Below are 15382 nucleotides of genomic sequence, written 5' to 3' on the forward strand. Positions count from 1 at the left end.
CTTTCGCACGCTGGTTCGCCGAGGAAGCTCTGCTTGGCCCCCGACTTACATTTTCCAACCGGTGATCTATTATGTGACCCGAGATTGTGAGAGGGGTGACCTTAGGGGATTGAGCTTTGCGCTATTTCTTCGAGGATTACTCATTTGATACCGAAAAGCGCGAATTGCGACGACGGTCCGAAATTGTTCCGACGACTCCCCAGGTCTTCGATTTGCTCGAATACTTGATCCGCAACAGGGATCGAGTCGTCAGCAAGGACGACCTTGTCACTTCGATCTGGAATGGCCGCGCAATCTCTGATGCGGCTCTGACGACCCGCCTCAATGCCGCTCGAACAGCGATCGGCGACTCCGGCGGCGAACAACGTCTGATCAAGACGCTGCCACGCAAGGGACTGCGATTCGTTGGATCGGTGTCGGAAGTGCCGGAGCCAATATACGGCGCAGTTACTGACGGCAGTGTGGAGTCTCCGGAAGCCAGCCTCGCGCTCCCGGATAAGCCATCCCTCGCGGTTCTCCCCTTCGCCAATCTAAGCCTCGATCCCGATCAGGACTACTTTGCCGATGGCATGGTCGAAGACATCATTACGGGATTGTCTCGATCCAAATCACTTTTCGTCATCGCGAGACAGTCCACCTTTACGTACAAGGGCAAGGCCACCGACGTCCAGAAGGTCGGTCGAGAGCTTGGTGTTCGCTATGTCCTCGAAGGGAGCGTGCGAAAGGAGGGCAATCGTGTCCGGATCAGCGGGCAGTTGATCGATGCGACAACTGGTTTGCATCTTTGGGCCGACAGGTTCGACAGCCAACTCGAGGATGTTTTCGATCTCCAGGATCGGGTCGCCTGCAGCGTTATTGGCGCAATTTCTCCGCGGGTCGAGCGCGCCGAGATCGAGCGAGCCAAGCGCAAACCGACCGAAAGCCTTACGGCCTACGACTATTACCTTCGGGCGTTGTCTTGCAATTATCGAAACACCCGCGCGGGCAACGACGAGGGGCTCAAGTTAATCAAGGTTGCCAGCAGCATCGATCCCGAGTTCGCCGCCACATACGCGCTGGGCGCCAACCTCCATGCGCAAAGAAAGGCCTGCGGCTGGAGTATCGATCCTGCCCTTGAACGTGCCGAAGCCAGTCAGCTCGCGAACCGGGCGATCGAACTCGACAGGGACGATCCGCTGGTGCTGGCGATGGTTGGAGACGCGCTTGCCTATGTCCTGGGTAAGGTTGAGGAGGGGACCGACCTGATCTTGCGCGCGATCGAGTTGGACCCCAATCACGCCAACGCGCGTCTTTGGGGCGGTTGGGCGCACCTTTGGCTCGGCGATGGAGATGCTGCGGTTCAGCAATTCCAGGACATGCTTCGGTTGAGCCCATTGGATCCTCGCGCATACAGTGCCCATTCCGGACTGGGCTTTGCCCATTTCTTTGCCGGCCGCCATGACGACGCCTTGGCTTCGGCGACGATCGCTATCCGGTTACAACCCAGTTTCCTGGGGGCGCACTACATTCGAACGGCAAGCCATGCCATGTCGGGACGGCTTGAAGACGCGCAAGCGGCCTGTGCAGCGCTCATGCAATTGAGTCCTGCTCTGTGCGTTTCTCTCATCGAGCGGCGCCCAAGGCCATTTCGCAAGGCAGACGTCGAAAAGTTGACACAGGCGTTTCGAATCGCCGGCATGCCGGACTAGTCGTGGGGCATTTTAGGCGCTTGCCGCGAACAGGTCCCATCGACCCGGCAGGCCCTTGAGTTCGTGGGATCCGCGCTCTGAAAAATGCAGGCCGGCGCCGGCGGTCAGGTCGGTCACCACCCTGGAGACGAGAACCTCGTCGGGCGGAGACTGCGCCATGACTCTCGAGGCCGCATGAACGGCGATACCTCCGATATCGCGGCCCCTGATTTCGATTTCCCCGGTGTGAAGACCGGCGCGAACCCGCAGCCCCAGTTGGTTTGAGGCTGCGCTCATCGCGAGGGCGCAGCGCACAGCGCGGCCCGGTCCATCGAAAATGGCCAGAAAGCCGTCGCCCGTGGACTTGATCAACTTCCCACGGTGCTTCTCGACGAGCTCGAGCGAGAGCTGATCGTGGCTGTCGAGCACTCTCCGCCATGCCGCATCACCCTTGTCGGCGACGCTTTTCGTTGAATCGACGATGTCGGAAAACAGGACCGTGGCGAGAATGCGCTCGGACTCATCCGCTGACACGGTGCGATGACCGGTAACGAACTCCTCGATATCGCCGAGCAGGGCCTCGACGTCACCGGCGGCCACGGCGTGATCCTGGCCGGGATATTCGATGAACTTCGCTTCCGGCATCAACGAGGCCAGCTCGCGGCCGAGCGCAATGGGCACCTGCATGTCGCCGGTGCGATGTAGAACGAGTGTCGGCACTCTGACGGTCGGGAGTATGGACCTGATGTCGATCTGGCTATTCAGCCTCATGAAGGATTTGACCGTGCCGGGACTCGCCGAAAGGCGCTCGAATTTCGCGAATTGCGCAACTGCATCCGGCGACTTTGCCGCGCTCGGGGCGACGATCCGCATCATGGCACCCGTGCCCCAGAGTTTCGCACGTTGTTGCAGCCTGTCCTCCAGATTTGCCGACAGGTCCTTTCGGTTGGCATAGCCGCCGAATAGCAGAAGCCTGGAGACGCGATCCGGATAGGTGGCGGCAAACAAGACGCTCATGGCACTGCCTTCGGAGTTGCCGAAGAGCGAGGCGCGTGTCGAGCCGACCGCATCCATGACGGCGCGGACGTCATCCATCCGTTGTTCCAGGGAAGGCGCGTCCGAGACCCGGTCCGACAACCCCTGTCCGCGCTTGTCGAAGGTGATGACACGCACGAACTTCGAGAGGCGACGCAGGAATGACGTGTATCCGGGCAATTCGTGCATGAACTCGATATGCGACATGAAGCCGGGCACGAACACGAGATCGATGGGGCCGTCGCCCATCGTCTGGTAGGCGATATTGACCTCTCCGCTGAGCGCGTAATGCGTCTCCGGTAGTTCGAGGTCTTGCATCGGTTGCTCCGACTGGGTTTGGGCAGATTTTGCTGAAAGGGCCTGAATGATCAAGCCTATTTCTCGGCTTTGGGTAAGGGGCCGCCTCCGCGAGGCCGTCTCGTTCCGTCTTCGGGAGCACCCCCTCCTGTCGCCGCGACCGCCATGTCTTCACTTCAGATGCTGATCGAGAAACCGGCGCAGGCGGCGATTGGCATCCTCCACGGCCGCGCCGTTGTATTCCAGCCAGTGACCGAACAGCTTCGCTCCGGGCTGAAGGTGCGAATAGTAGAAGCCATGATACGCGCCGGGATAGACGATGAGCTCGACCGATGGCCCGTCATTCCCCCATCTTGCGACCTTGTTGTTGCACTCTGCCGCCGGCGTCCAATCGTCGATGGCCCCAATGAAGATGCCGTCGCCCGGATTGAGTATGCCGCCAGGAATGCGCCGTTGCGAGGCACTTTCAAACGCGACGCGCTCCAGAGCTGCTGCTCGTGCATCGGTCGTCACCGCACCCGCGACGCACCACAGCATCAGTACGAACACGACTTGAAAGATGGCTCTTCCAGGCAATGGCATCTCCCTGGCGTGGGAAGAATAGGCGGCGCGCGGGCAAAATGTAAGCCGCGCCGTCCGCCTCGCGGAAATAGTGCGTTGCCGCGGATTGACTCCGCCCGACCCCTGATTGAAAACGCCCTTCAACCATTCAAAAGAAGAGGAAAAGCCATGGCAGAAGCACTCATCATCGACGCATGCAGGACGCCGCGGGGCGTGGGCAAGGCCGGCAAGGGTGCGCTGTCGGGCATTCATCCGCAGCAGCTCGGCGCGACCGTGCTGCGCGCGCTCGCCGATCGCACCGGCATTAACACCGCCGAGGTCGACGACATCGTCTGGGGCTGCAGCGCGCAGGTTGCGACCCAAAGCGGCGATCTCGGCCGCATGTCGGCGCTCGATGCCGGCTACGACGTGCGCGCCAGCGCCGTGACGTTGGATCGCTTCTGTGGCTCCGGCATCACCAGCGTCAACATGGCCGCAGCCTCGATCATGGCGGGTGCGGAAGATCTCGTCATCGCCGGCGGCTGCGAGATGATGTCGATGGAGGGACGCCGCGGCGGCGGCCCAATGATGATGGATGGCGGCAATCTGCGCCTGCGCGCCAGGCATCCGCAGTCGCATCAAGGCGTCTGTGCGGACGCGATCGCGACCATGGAGGGCATCACGCGACAGGACGTTGATGCGCTCGGCCTCGAAAGCCAGAAGCGTGCGGCGCATGCGATGGCGAACGGGCACTTCAAGAAGAGCCTGGTGCCGGTCCATCGCGAGGACGGCAGCCTCGCGCTCGACCATGAAGAATATCCGCGGCCGCAGACCACGATGGAGGGGCTCGCGGCGCTCAAGCCCGCATTCCCCGCGATCGCCGACTATGCGCTCGACGACAAGGGCACAACCTATCGCGGCCTGATCCTGCAGAAGTATCCGGACCTCAAGATCGACTTCATGCATCACGCCGGCAACTCGTCGGGTGTTGTCGATGGTGCTGCCGCGCTCCTGCTGGCCTCGCCCGCTTACGCCAAGGCGCATGGGTTGAAGCCGCGCGCACGCGTCGTCGCGATGGCCAATATGGGGGACTCGCCGACGCTGATGTTGAACGCGCCGGTGCCGGCTACGCGAAAAGTGCTGGCGAAGGCCGGGCTCACCATCGACGACATCGACCTGTTCGAGATCAACGAAGCCTTTGCGGTGGTCGCGGAAAAATACATCCGCGATCTCAAGCTCGACCGCGCCAAGGTCAACGTCAATGGCGGCTCGATCGCGCTCGGTCACCCGATCGGCGCCACCGGCTCGATCCTGATCGGCACGGTGCTGGACGAGCTCGAACGGCGTGATCTGAAGCGGGGTCTCGTGACCATGTGCGCCGCCGGCGGCATGGCGCCGGCGATCATCATCGAGCGCGTCTGAGCCCTATTTTTAAGGTGTGAAAACGACCGGCCTCCCACAAAGAGGCCGGTCGTCGCTTGTCGAAAGCATGGAATCAGCTTTAGCAAGAGCGTGTTGCGGGCCTTCGAAACGCGGCAAAAAACGCTGCTTTGGATGCGGCTGCTTGGAAAAGTGGCTGAAAAGCAGGGTTTTTTGTCACAGAGGGGCAAAAAAGCCCGTAAAATCGCGAGAAAACTGTGCAGAAGGCTCTAGGCCTTCAACGGTTGGTCTAATATGCAACCGGCAACGAATCAGAGGAGACACGATGCCAGCCCAAATGTCCAAGTCGCAACTCATCGAGAAGATTGCGACCGCCACCGAGCTTTCCAAGCGCGACGTCAAGAACGTCATGGAGACGCTCACCGACGTCGGCCACAAGGAACTGAAGAAGAACGGCCTGTTCCTGGTGCCGGGCTTCGCCAAGTTCGTCGTCATCAAGAAGCCCGCGACCAAGGCGCGCAAGGGCACCAACCCGTTCACGGGTGAAGAGATGATGTTCAAGGCCAAGCCGGCCCGCAAGATCGTCCGTGCGCGGCCCGTCAAGGCCGCCAAGGACGCCGTGGCCTAAGGGCTAAAAGCAAAGGCCCCCTTCGACAAGAAGGGGGCCTTTTGTTTTGGGTGCCGCGAGGGCGAGCGGAGGGACTAGCCCTTGCGGCGCTTAGGCCGCGCCGCGACCGGCACGGGCTGCAGCCCATGCGACGGTACGACGTACCGACGCCAGAACTGGACGGCCTTGCGGCGCAGCCGCTGAATGGCCTCCAGGTTCATCACTGCCTCGAACAATCCGAACATTGCGATCATCAGTAGGGCCTTTATCGTCTCGCTGGTCATCTCGCCACCTTGCGCAAGCCCCCGCGGCTTGCGCCCCTGGTTCCCTTACATTCAGAAAACGCCCGGATGGCGCGGACGTCTTTGCTGTGGATCAAGGCCGGCGGAATTATCTATTCCGCCGCCTCGATCTGAGCCTCGGGCTTGGCCGGCTCGAGCACGGCCGCGACCGCGTCGTCGACGCGCTCCAGCCAGATGAACTCGAGCCTGTCCCGCGCGCTCTTCGGGATGTCGTCGAAGTCCCGTTTGTTGCGCGCCGGCAGCATCACCCGCGTCAGCCCGGCGGCAGCCGCGGCCACCACCTTCTCCTTGATGCCGCCCACCGGCAGCACGAGGCCGCGCAGCGAGATCTCGCCGGTCATGGCGGTATCACTGCGAACCGTGCGGTTGGTCAAAAGCGACGTCAACGCCGTGAACATCGCCACACCCGCGCTCGGTCCGTCCTTCGGGGTCGCGCCCGCCGGGACATGGACGTGGATGTCGCTCTTCTCGAACATCGCAGGATCGATGCCGAGCTGTGTGGCTCTGCTCTTCACGAGCGTCAGTGCTGCCTGCACGCTCTCGCGCATGACCTCGCCGAGCTGGCCGGTCAGGATCATGTTGCCCCTGCCGGGCACGCGCGTCGCCTCGATGAACAGGATGTCGCCGCCGACCGGCGTCCAGGCAAGTCCGGTGGCGACACCGGGTACGCTGGTGCGCAGCGCAATCTCGCCCTCGAACCGGGGCTGGCCGAGCACGGCCGCCAGGTCCTTTGGCGCGATCGTCACCTTCGCGGCGGTGCCCTCGGCGATCTGCACCGCGGCGTAGCGGAGCACCTTGCCGATCTCGCGCTCGAGGTTGCGGACGCCGGCTTCCCGCGTATAGCCCTTGACGACCAGGCGCAGCGCCTCCGGCTCGATCTCGGCCTGCTCGGCGGTCAAGCCGTTGGCCTCGAGCTGCCGCCGCACCAGGTAGCGCTTGGCGATCTCCAGCTTCTCCTCCTCGGTGTAACCTGCGAGGCTGATCAGCTCCATGCGGTCCAGGAGCGGGCCGGGGATCTGGTCGAGCATGTTGGCGGTCGCAATGAACACCACGCGCGAGAGGTCGAAGGGCACGCCGAGATAATTGTCCCGGAACGTCCCGTTCTGCTCGGGGTCGAGCACCTCCAGCATGGCCGCCGAGGGATCGCCCTGCACGCCACGGCCCATCTTGTCGATCTCGTCCAGCATCATCACGCAGTTGCGGGCACCCGCCTTCTTGATGCCCTGGATGATGTTGCCGGGCAGCGAACCGATATAGGTGCGCCGGTGACCGCGGATCTCGGCCTCGTCATGCACGCCGCCCAGGCTGACGCGCACGAAGGGGCGATCCATCGCGCGTGCGATGGATTGTCCGAGCGAGGTCTTGCCGACGCCGGGCGGACCGACAAAGCACAGGATCGGCGCCTTGCCCTGCGGTGCGAGCTTGCGCACCGCCAGATATTCGATGATCCGGGTCTTGATCTTCTCCAGGCCAAAGTGATCGGCATCGAGAATGCGGCGGGCTTCCTTGATGTCGATCGGCTTCTCCTCGGGCAGCGCCCAGGGCAGTTCGATCAGCCAGTCCAGATAGGTGCGGACCATGCCGGATTCGCCGGCCGCCTCGGGCATGCGCTCATAGCGCCGCAATTCCTTGCGCGCGTGGGCTTCCGCCTCGGGCGGCATCTTGGCCTTGACGATAGCTTCCGTCAGTTCGGCGACCTCGGCCGCCTTGCCGTCACCTTCGCCGAGCTGGCGCTGAATGGTGGCCATCTGCTCGCGCAGGATCGCCTCGCGCTGGCGCTCGTCGAACGCCGCCTTGGTCTTCTGCCCGATCTCGTTGGAGATGCGCAGCACCTCCAGCCGCTCGGCGAGCTGCTTCGACACCTTCTCGACGCGCAGAGCGAGGTCGATCGTCTCCAGGATCTCCTGCTTCTCTTGCGGCTTGATGTCCATGTAGGAGGTCGCAAGATCGGCCAGCGCGCCGGGCGCGGTGGTGTTCTGGAACATCGCGACCAGCTCGGGCGGCGCCTGCGGCAACAGCTCGATCGCCTCGATCGCCTGGCGCTGCAAATTGAGGACGCGCGCCTCGATCTCGGGCGAGGTCGTGGTCGGTTCCGGGATCTGCTGTATCCGCGCGACAGGGAACGGCGTCCCCGGCAGGAAATCGAGGATGCGTGCGCGCTGCACGCCCTGGCAGACGATGTGATGCGTGCCGTCGGGCGCGGTGATGTAGCGCACGATGTTGGCGATGGTCGCGACACGGTACAGATCGTCCGGACCGGGATCGTCGACCTCGGCGTTGCGCTGCAGGACGATGCCGATCGGCCGCTGCTCGCGCAGTGCCTGTTGGGCCGCCGCGATCGACTTCGGCCGCGCGATCGCGATCGGCCCGATTGCGCCGGGAAACAGCACCATGTCGCGGACGGCGACCATGATCAGCGCATCCTCGGGAATCTTGGTTTCGGGGGTCTGGGTATTGTTCATCTGTTCGTTGGCCATGATCGACCTCAGGCGGATTTGGCGAGGCGCAGCGCGACGCAACCGTCCATCACGAAGCGGCTGATGGCGTAGCGCCCGACGGGCAGGGCGATGCGGCGCTCAAAGCGCCCCTGCGGAAGCTCGAGTCGGTGGATCCGGGCATTGCGCAGCTCCGGCGGCAGGGTGCGATGGCCGCTGATAATCAGCACGCCGTCCTGAATCACCGTCTCGACATTCTCGGGGCCGACGCCGGGTAGGGCGACGAGGATCAAGAGCTCCCGCTCGGTCTCGAGCACGTCGATCGGCGGCTCCCAGCAGGTGTCCTGGCGGCCAAACTGCTGGCGCATCCGTTCGGCGCGGTGGAGTTGATCCAGCGCTTCGGACAGCATCCAGTTCAGGGGATTTTTCGTCGACATGGGGCAGGCTCTGGGTGGGAAAGCCTGCATATGGTACGCCTTGCCGGAAAATCCAGCATTGACGGTTCCGGCCGGCATAGCTGACCTGCAGGGGCCGCCACTGGCGCAACAGGCATCTGGCGCCGCGCGGGCCAGGCGCGGCGCCAACCATTCCCGTCAGGGTGGAAGCAGCTACTCAGCCGCCTCGCGATATTCCGCTTCCGCCTCCAGATTGATGACGGAGGTCGCAAGCTGGGTCAGCGTGTGGTCGGTCGCCTCTTCCTCGTCGAGCGTATCCTGCAGCAGCCGTGCCGCCTCGGGCATGCCGAGCTCCTCGGCCCAGGTGCGCAAGGTGCCGTAACGGGAGATCTCGTAGTGTTCGACGGCCTGGGCCGCCGCCAGCAGGCCGGCGTCGAGGGCAGGGGCGTTCTTGAAGTCCTTCATGATCTCGGCGCCCTCGTCGGTAATGCCGTTGATGGCCTCGCAGGGCTTGCCGCGGGCCGGCTTGTCCAGCATCCCGAAGATCTGGTCCAGGCGCTTGACCTGGCCTTGCGTCTCGCGGAGATGCTTGTTGAAGGCCGCCGCGAGCTCCTTCGAATGCGCGGCCTTGGCCATCTTGGGCAGCGTCTTGATGATCTTGTTCTCGGCGAAATAAATGTCCTTGAGTGTTTCCAGGAACAGGTCCTTCAACATCTTCGGCGCCTGACGCGGCCGCCGCGCCGCGGTCTTCCTGGTTGCTCGTTTCTTTGCTCGCTTAGCCATGAATCCTCCTCTTGAGGTGCGCGGGAAGGCACCCCCTTCCTCAATCCTCACGCGATCAAGATTTTGCGGCGGCAAATGTTCCTCGCGGTCGCCCCGGCGAGCGGCTAAGGAAGGCGGACGTGCCATTCCAGGACGGCTTCGCGCATGCTCGATTTTGCCCTGTCGGCCTTCGTCACCCTGCTGCTCGTGGTCGACCCCGTCGGCCTCGCGCCGGCCTTCCTGGCCGCGACCGGCGGCATGGGCGACAAGGACAAGCGTGCGGTTGCACTCCGCGCGCCGCTGATCGCCTCGTCGATCCTGGTCGTCATTGCGCTGATCGGAAACTGGCTGTTGCGTCAGCTCGGCATCGGCATTCCCGCCTTCGAGATCGCCGGCGGACTGTTGCTGTTCGGCGTGTCCTATCAGATGATTTTTGGCGACCGGCCGCGCCGCGAGGCGCGCGAGGCCGACAAGGCGCTGTCGGAGCACGCCTCCGACGTCGCCGTGTTTCCACTCGCCATTCCCATGATGGCCGGCCCCGGCGCGATCGCGACCACGCTCTTGTTGTCGGGCAACGCGGCCGATGCCAGCCGGCTCGCCGTCATCATCGCGATCATCCTCCTCGTCTGCCTGATCTGCGGCCTTTGTTTCGTCTCCGCGAACCTGATCGCGCGGACATTGGGCCGCACCGGCAATGCCGTGCTCTCGCGCCTGCTCGGCATCCTGCTCGCGGCCTATTCGGTGCAGTTCGTGATCAACGGCATAGCGGCCGTGCGGGCCAGCCTGTCGTGACACGGCCTTGTCCGTAGTAAGCTGATTTCGCAGGATAATTGTCGGCGTCGTCGTGCGGTGGAGTTGGGTGCCCCAACCGCGCATGCTTTCGCTTGCACTGTCGGGAGGCTTTGCGTACTCCGGGTTACAACAGCGCAAAAAGCGCCCATCGCGAGGATGTCGGTCTCGATGACAACAGACGAGCTTGTCCGCCAGCCCATCGCCGTCCGCGGCATGGCCGAAGCCTGATCGGGCGTCCCGGTGTTTGCGCGGATCAGACGGCTCGTCGATCGCAAAGGATCGGGCAAGGGATCGGGCAAGGCTTCGAACCGGCTCCTGGTCCGCATTCGCGCGCTCCTGCGCAGCAACGAATTCTACCTGATCCCGCTTTCGCTCGTGATCGGCACTCTGGCCGGCGCCGTCGTGACGCTGATGGCCGAGATGGCGCAGATCGCCCACGTCCTGATCTTCGGCATTCCGGTCGATGTCCGGCTATCGGCCAACGCCGTCGTCAGCCCCTGGGCGGCGCTCGCCGCACCCGCGCTGGGCGGGCTGGCGCTCGGCATCATGGAATGGTCGCGGCGGCGGCTGAAGATCTCCGTCGCCGTCGACCCGATCGAGGCCAATGCGCTGCGCGGCGGCAGCCTGTCGATGCGCGACAGCGTCGTGGTGTCGAGCCAGACGCTGATCTCCAACGGTTGCGGGGCCTCCGTGGGCCTCGAGGCCGGCTACACCCAGATCGGCTCGGGCATCGCGTCGCTGCTCGGCCAGTTCCTCAACCTGCGGCGCACCGACCTTCGCCTCATCGTCGGCTGCGGCGCCGCGGCGGCCATCGCCGCAGCGTTCGGCGCCCCGATCACCGGCGCGTTCTACGCTTGCGAGCTGATCGTCGGCGTCTACTCCGTCGGCAGCGCCGCGCCGATCCTGGCCGCCTCGCTCGCCGGCGCGCTGACCGCGCAATATCTCGGCGGCGCACCTTATTCGCTGGAAGTGCCGAAGGTGGACGCCGTCGGGCTCGAGCAGTATCTGGTGCTGGTCGGGCTTGCGCTGATCACCAGCGCCGTCGGCATCGCCGTGATGCGCTCCTCGACGGTGTTCGAGCGGGCGTTCGCCTGGCTGCCGGTCTGGATCAGGCCCGTGTTCGGCGGCTTGATCGTCGGCGGCTTCGCGATCCTGACGCCGCAGGTGCTCGCCGCCGGTCACGGCGCGATGGTGCTGGACCTCCACCACAACATGACGATCGCACTGATCGCCATGATCATCGCCTTGAAGCTGACGGCGTGCCTGGTCTCGCTGGCCTCCGGCTTCCGCGGCGGTCTCTTCTTTGCCTCGCTGTTCGTCGGCAGCCTGATCGGAAAATTCTTTGCGGCCGTGCTGGCGCTGGCGGCTCCGGGTTTTGCGATCGACCCGCTGGTCGCGATGCTGACCGGCATGGCGACGCTCGGGGTTGCCATCGTCGGCGGCCCCTTGACGATGTCGTTCCTGGTGCTGGAGATGACCCGCAATGTCGACGTCACCGCGGTGGTGCTGGCGGGCTGCATCGTCACCTCGATCTGCGTCCGCTTCATGTTCGGCCATTCGTTCTCGACCTGGCGCCTGCATCTGCGCGGCGAGACCATCCGCAGCGCCAACGACGTCGGCTGGCTGCGCAACCTGACCGTGGAGCGGTTGATGCGTGGCGATGTCGGCAAGGTGCCGTCGACCACGACGATCGCGGCGACGCGGCGCGAGTTCGTGCTGGGCTCGCGACCCGGCATCGTCGTCGTCAACAATGCGGACGAATATGTCGGCCTCGTCATGCTGCCGGATCTGTTCTCCAGCGATCTCGACACCATCGCCGACGACATCCAGGTGATCGAGCTCGCGCGCTACACCGACATTGTCCTGCTGCCGGAAATGAACGTGAAGAGCGCGATGGCCGTTTTCGACGAGGCGGAGGCGGAAATGCTGGCGGTAGTCGAGTCCGCCGACAGCCGCAAGGTGGTCGGCTTCCTCAACGAATCCTTTGCCCGGCGCCGCTATGTCGAGGAGATCGACAAGGCCACCCGCGGCGTGCTCGGTGCGCTGTCCTAGAGCCCATGTTTCGGCGGTCGCCGTTCGCCAGATCGCGAAAAGTTCCGCCCCTGCGCAAATGTCGCAGGTGGTTGACGTTCATCAACCAGACAGGTGTCATGCGCTATCAGGTTCGGACGTCCATGGAGATGCAGCAGATGTCGATGCGCAGGAGATTGCCCCTTCCGGCCGGCCGGATTGCCGCCCTGGCCGCGTTCGCCGGCCTCGTCCTCGTCACCGCCGGCTCGCCGTCGATCGCGGCTTCCGGCCCGTCGGCGCCGAAGGTTACCTCCGCGGCTACCGCCTCCTCTGATGCCACCGACTTCAGCGCCGCCCGCCGTCGCTACTACCGACGCGGCCCGAGCGCGGCCGGCCTTGCGATCTTTGGCGCGGGAATGGGCCTGATCGCCGGCGCGATCGCCGAGAGCCGCCGGCAGGAGTACTACGAGAACCGCTATTATTATGGTGGCGGTCCCGGCTACTACGGCGGCCCCGGCTATTATGGCGGTGGACCGTATTATGGTGGCGGACCCTACTACGGCCGGCCGCGATATTACTATCAGCCGTACTAGCCAATGCGCCTCGTGCGCCGTAGCCCGGATGGAGCGAAAGCGTAATCCGGGGCGGTCGATCCGCGGGGTATGATTCCCGGATTTCGCTTGCGCTCCATCCGGGCTACCCACGCGCGAGAGGCCGTTACGGCGCCGCGACCACCATCGCCACGATCCGCCGGACCAGCGGCAGGACCATCAGCAGGGTGGGGAACGCGACGAGCCAGGACAGGCCCCAGGCGACCGGCCAGGTCGACAGGAATTCCGGCGTGGCGCCCAGGCTCTTCAGTGTCGAGATGACGGACACGACCGCCGTCATCAGCACGGACAGCACCAAGGGCATGACGACCGATGCATATCGCGCCGGCAACTTTCGGAAGAGAGGCATTGAGTCTTCTCGGGGGATGAACAGGTCGATCACGTGAACTTCGACAACGAGCAACGCTCCCGACCATGTCGGTTGAATGCGTTGCTTCACGTGAGACGCTTACGGCGCTGTTGCCAGCGGCGCGTGTTCCATAGCGGCGCGCTATCGGCGGTGCAAGCCGAAACCAGCCGCAACGGTTAGGATCGTTCAAGAACGACATTTTGCGAAAGGAGCTGCCATTCCGGCGGCAATTTTCGGCTAAAACTTCAGCACTTTGGCGCGCGCCCGCGAATAGACTTCGACCGGTCGATCCGATTGAATGACGCCGATGTGGAAAGTCTTACCAGCCCTGCTGTTGCTGGCCGCGCCCGCCTTGGCGCAGCCCGCGCCGAAAAATGCGGCCGCGCGCGCCGATCCCTGCGCGCCGATCGGGCGTACCGCCGACGGCAAGCTGGTCTACTCCATGAAGTGCGAGACCATTCCGGTGCCATTAGCGCCTCCGCCATCACCGCAGGCCGAGGTGAAGGAGGCCCTGCCGGCCGCCGAGCCCGAACCGGAGGTGCGGCGCAGCGGCATTTTTGGCTGGTCCTACGACCGCAGGTGAGCCGGGTCAGCCACTTGCGCGGGGCCCGCCGGAGTGCTTTTGCTAAAGCGATCCCCTTGGAGGACAAGCGTTTCCCCTGGCCCTCCGACCCAGAGAGATGAGATGAGCAAACTCGTTATCCGCGCCGGCGATTTCACCTTCGATGCCCGCTTCGAGGAGCAGTCGGCGCCCAAGACCGTGGCTGCATTCCGGAAAGCGCTGCCGTTCGAAAGCCACATCATCCATGTGCGCTGGAGCGGCGAGGGCGTGTGGATGCCGCTCGGCGACCTCGATTTCGGCGTCGGCTACGAGAACCACACCAGCTATCCCGCGCCCGGCCAGATCATCCTCTATCCCGGCGGCATCAGCGAGACCGAGATTTTGATGGCCTATGGCGGCGTGCACTTTGCGAGCAAGATGGGCCAGCTCGCCGGCAACCATTTCATCACGGTGACCTCGGGCCTGGAAAACCTGGCGACGCTCGGCAAGGCGGTGCTGTGGAAGGGGGCCCTCCCGATCCGCTTCGAGGAAGTCTGACTTGTCGGACATACGCTATCCGCGCGATCTCCGCGGCTACGGCCGCAACCCGCCGCATCCGCAATGGCCCGGTAACGCGCGCGTGGCGGTGCAGTTCGTCGTCAATTTCGAGGAGGGCGGCGAGAACAACATCCTGCACGGCGACCGTGCGTCCGAGGCGTTTCTGTCCGACGTGCTGGGCGCGCAGCCCTGGCCCGGCCAGCGCCACGCCAATATCGAATCGATGTTCGAATATGGCTCGCGCGCCGGCTTCTGGCGGCTGTGGCGGATGTTCTCGATGCGCAAATGGCCGACCACCGTGTTCGGTGTCGCCACTGCGCTCAAGCGCAACCCCGAGATCGTCGCGGCCATGAAGGAGGCGGGCTGGGATATCGCCAGCCACAGCCTGAAATGGATCGAGCACAAGGACATGAGCGAGGAGGTGGAGCGCGCCGAGATCGCCGAGTCGATCCGCGTGCACACCGAGGCCACCGGTTCGCGGCCGCTCGGCTGGTACACCGGCCGTTCCTCGATCAACACCAACCGGCTGCTGATGGAGGAGGGCGGCTTCCTCTATCTCTGCGACTCCTATGCCGACGATCTGCCCTATTGGGTGAAGGGTCCGCGCGGCAAGCAGCTCATGATCCCCTATACGCTGGACGCCAACGACATGCGTTTCATCAATCCGCAGGGCTTTGCGGAGGGCGAACAGTTCTTCACCTACCTCAAGGATGCCTTCGACGTGCTCTATGCCGAGGGCGAGACCGCGCCGAAGATGATGTCGGTGGGGCTGCATTGCCGCCTGGCCGGCCGGCCCGGCCGCGCCGCGGGCCTCATTCGCTTCCTCGACTATGTCGGCAAGCACGAGCGGGTCTGGGTGCCGACGCGGCTGGAGATCGCGCAGCACTGGCACGACAAGCTCAACCATCTCGCCAATGATGCGTTCGAGGTCTAGCGCGATGTCGCAGATATCACTGTCTGATCTCAACGCAGCCAGCAAAGCCGATTTCGTCGCGGCGCTCGCCAATGTCGTCGAATATTCGCCCTGGATCGCGGAAGGGATTTTCGAGCAGCGGCCGTTCGCCGGGATCAACCAGTTGCACGCCGCCATCAAGGGCGCGA

At 64.1% G+C, this 15382-nt stretch carries 17 protein-coding genes; 10 read left to right on the forward strand and 7 right to left on the reverse strand.

Annotation, left to right across the window (positions count from 1 at the left end; genetic code table 11):
- The first annotated feature begins 116 nt into the window (after positions 1–116).
- The gene (locus C2U70_RS02290) at positions 117–1688 is read left to right on the forward strand and encodes a winged helix-turn-helix domain-containing tetratricopeptide repeat protein (protein ID WP_140976241.1); all 1572 of its coding nucleotides are present in this window, start codon (positions 117–119) and stop codon (positions 1686–1688) included.
- A 12-nt stretch (positions 1689–1700) separates the two neighbouring features.
- On the opposite strand, the gene C2U70_RS02295 is transcribed toward C2U70_RS02290, so the two are convergent.
- On the reverse strand, positions 1701–3020 hold the full coding sequence (locus C2U70_RS02295) for an adenylate/guanylate cyclase domain-containing protein (protein ID WP_140976242.1): 1320 nt from the start codon (positions 3018–3020) through the stop codon (positions 1701–1703).
- 150 nt (positions 3021–3170) lie between these two features.
- On the reverse strand, positions 3171–3548 hold the full coding sequence (locus C2U70_RS32785) for a dienelactone hydrolase family protein (protein ID WP_186294020.1): 378 nt from the start codon (positions 3546–3548) through the stop codon (positions 3171–3173).
- A 180-nt stretch (positions 3549–3728) separates the two neighbouring features.
- Between C2U70_RS32785 and C2U70_RS02305 the strand changes: the two genes are divergently transcribed.
- Positions 3729–4961: an acetyl-CoA C-acetyltransferase gene (locus C2U70_RS02305; RefSeq protein ID WP_140976244.1), complete on the forward strand. Its 1233-nt coding sequence runs from the start codon at positions 3729–3731 to the stop codon at positions 4959–4961.
- Positions 4962–5244: 283 nt separating this feature from the next.
- Complete coding sequence (locus tag C2U70_RS02310; RefSeq protein ID WP_140976245.1) at positions 5245–5547, forward strand: HU family DNA-binding protein; 303 nt, start codon at positions 5245–5247, stop codon at positions 5545–5547.
- 74 nt (positions 5548–5621) lie between these two features.
- On the opposite strand, the gene C2U70_RS02315 is transcribed toward C2U70_RS02310, so the two are convergent.
- From C2U70_RS02315 to C2U70_RS02330, 4 genes are all read right to left on the reverse strand, one after another.
- Positions 5622–5810, reverse strand: a complete 189-nt coding sequence (locus tag C2U70_RS02315) for a hypothetical protein (RefSeq protein WP_140976246.1) — start codon at positions 5808–5810, stop codon at positions 5622–5624.
- A gap of 110 nt (positions 5811–5920) precedes the next feature.
- Positions 5921–8305 (reverse strand): endopeptidase La, encoded by a 2385-nt coding sequence (lon, locus tag C2U70_RS02320; RefSeq protein WP_140976247.1) that lies wholly within the window; start codon positions 8303–8305, stop codon positions 5921–5923.
- Between the two features lie 8 nt (positions 8306–8313).
- Positions 8314–8700, reverse strand: coding sequence for an Hsp20/alpha crystallin family protein (locus C2U70_RS02325; protein WP_140976248.1), 387 nt, complete (start codon positions 8698–8700; stop codon positions 8314–8316).
- Between the two features lie 171 nt (positions 8701–8871).
- The gene (locus C2U70_RS02330) at positions 8872–9441 is read right to left on the reverse strand and encodes a ferritin-like domain-containing protein (RefSeq protein WP_140976249.1); all 570 of its coding nucleotides are present in this window, start codon (positions 9439–9441) and stop codon (positions 8872–8874) included.
- Between the two features lie 144 nt (positions 9442–9585).
- Between C2U70_RS02330 and C2U70_RS02335 the strand changes: the two genes are divergently transcribed.
- The 3 genes from C2U70_RS02335 (at position 9586) to C2U70_RS02345 (ending at position 12815) form a co-directional block, all read left to right on the forward strand.
- Positions 9586–10212, forward strand: coding sequence for a MarC family protein (locus C2U70_RS02335; RefSeq protein ID WP_140976250.1), 627 nt, complete (start codon positions 9586–9588; stop codon positions 10210–10212).
- 240 nt (positions 10213–10452) lie between these two features.
- Positions 10453–12264, forward strand: coding sequence for a chloride channel protein (locus C2U70_RS02340; protein WP_433960659.1), 1812 nt, complete (start codon positions 10453–10455; stop codon positions 12262–12264).
- 143 nt (positions 12265–12407) lie between these two features.
- Positions 12408–12815 carry a hypothetical protein gene (locus tag C2U70_RS02345; RefSeq protein ID WP_140976259.1) on the forward strand — a complete coding sequence of 136 codons (408 nt, stop codon included), beginning with the start codon at positions 12408–12410 and terminating at the stop codon, positions 12813–12815.
- Between the two features lie 124 nt (positions 12816–12939).
- On the opposite strand, the gene C2U70_RS02350 is transcribed toward C2U70_RS02345, so the two are convergent.
- The gene (locus C2U70_RS02350; RefSeq protein ID WP_140976251.1) at positions 12940–13182 is read right to left on the reverse strand and encodes a DUF2798 domain-containing protein; all 243 of its coding nucleotides are present in this window, start codon (positions 13180–13182) and stop codon (positions 12940–12942) included.
- Between the two features lie 307 nt (positions 13183–13489).
- Here C2U70_RS02350 and C2U70_RS02355 point away from each other — a divergent pair, with 307 nt between their 5' ends.
- The 4 genes from C2U70_RS02355 to C2U70_RS33375 all read left to right on the forward strand — a co-directional run.
- Positions 13490–13765 carry a hypothetical protein gene (locus tag C2U70_RS02355; RefSeq protein WP_140976252.1) on the forward strand — a complete coding sequence of 92 codons (276 nt, stop codon included), beginning with the start codon at positions 13490–13492 and terminating at the stop codon, positions 13763–13765.
- A gap of 102 nt (positions 13766–13867) precedes the next feature.
- Positions 13868–14281 (forward strand): DUF3830 family protein, encoded by a 414-nt coding sequence (locus C2U70_RS02360; protein ID WP_140976253.1) that lies wholly within the window; start codon positions 13868–13870, stop codon positions 14279–14281.
- Position 14282: 1 nt separating this feature from the next.
- A complete protein-coding gene (gene puuE, locus C2U70_RS02365; RefSeq protein WP_140976254.1) occupies positions 14283–15215 on the forward strand; it encodes an allantoinase PuuE in 933 nt (310 codons plus the stop codon).
- A gap of 4 nt (positions 15216–15219) precedes the next feature.
- The coding region (locus C2U70_RS33375; protein ID WP_283810328.1) for a 2-oxo-4-hydroxy-4-carboxy-5-ureidoimidazoline decarboxylase at positions 15220–15382 on the forward strand (163 nt) is incomplete at its 3' end.

The organism is Bradyrhizobium guangdongense, from assembly GCF_006483445.1.
GTDB classification, from domain to species: domain Bacteria; phylum Pseudomonadota; class Alphaproteobacteria; order Rhizobiales; family Xanthobacteraceae; genus Bradyrhizobium; species Bradyrhizobium guangdongense_A.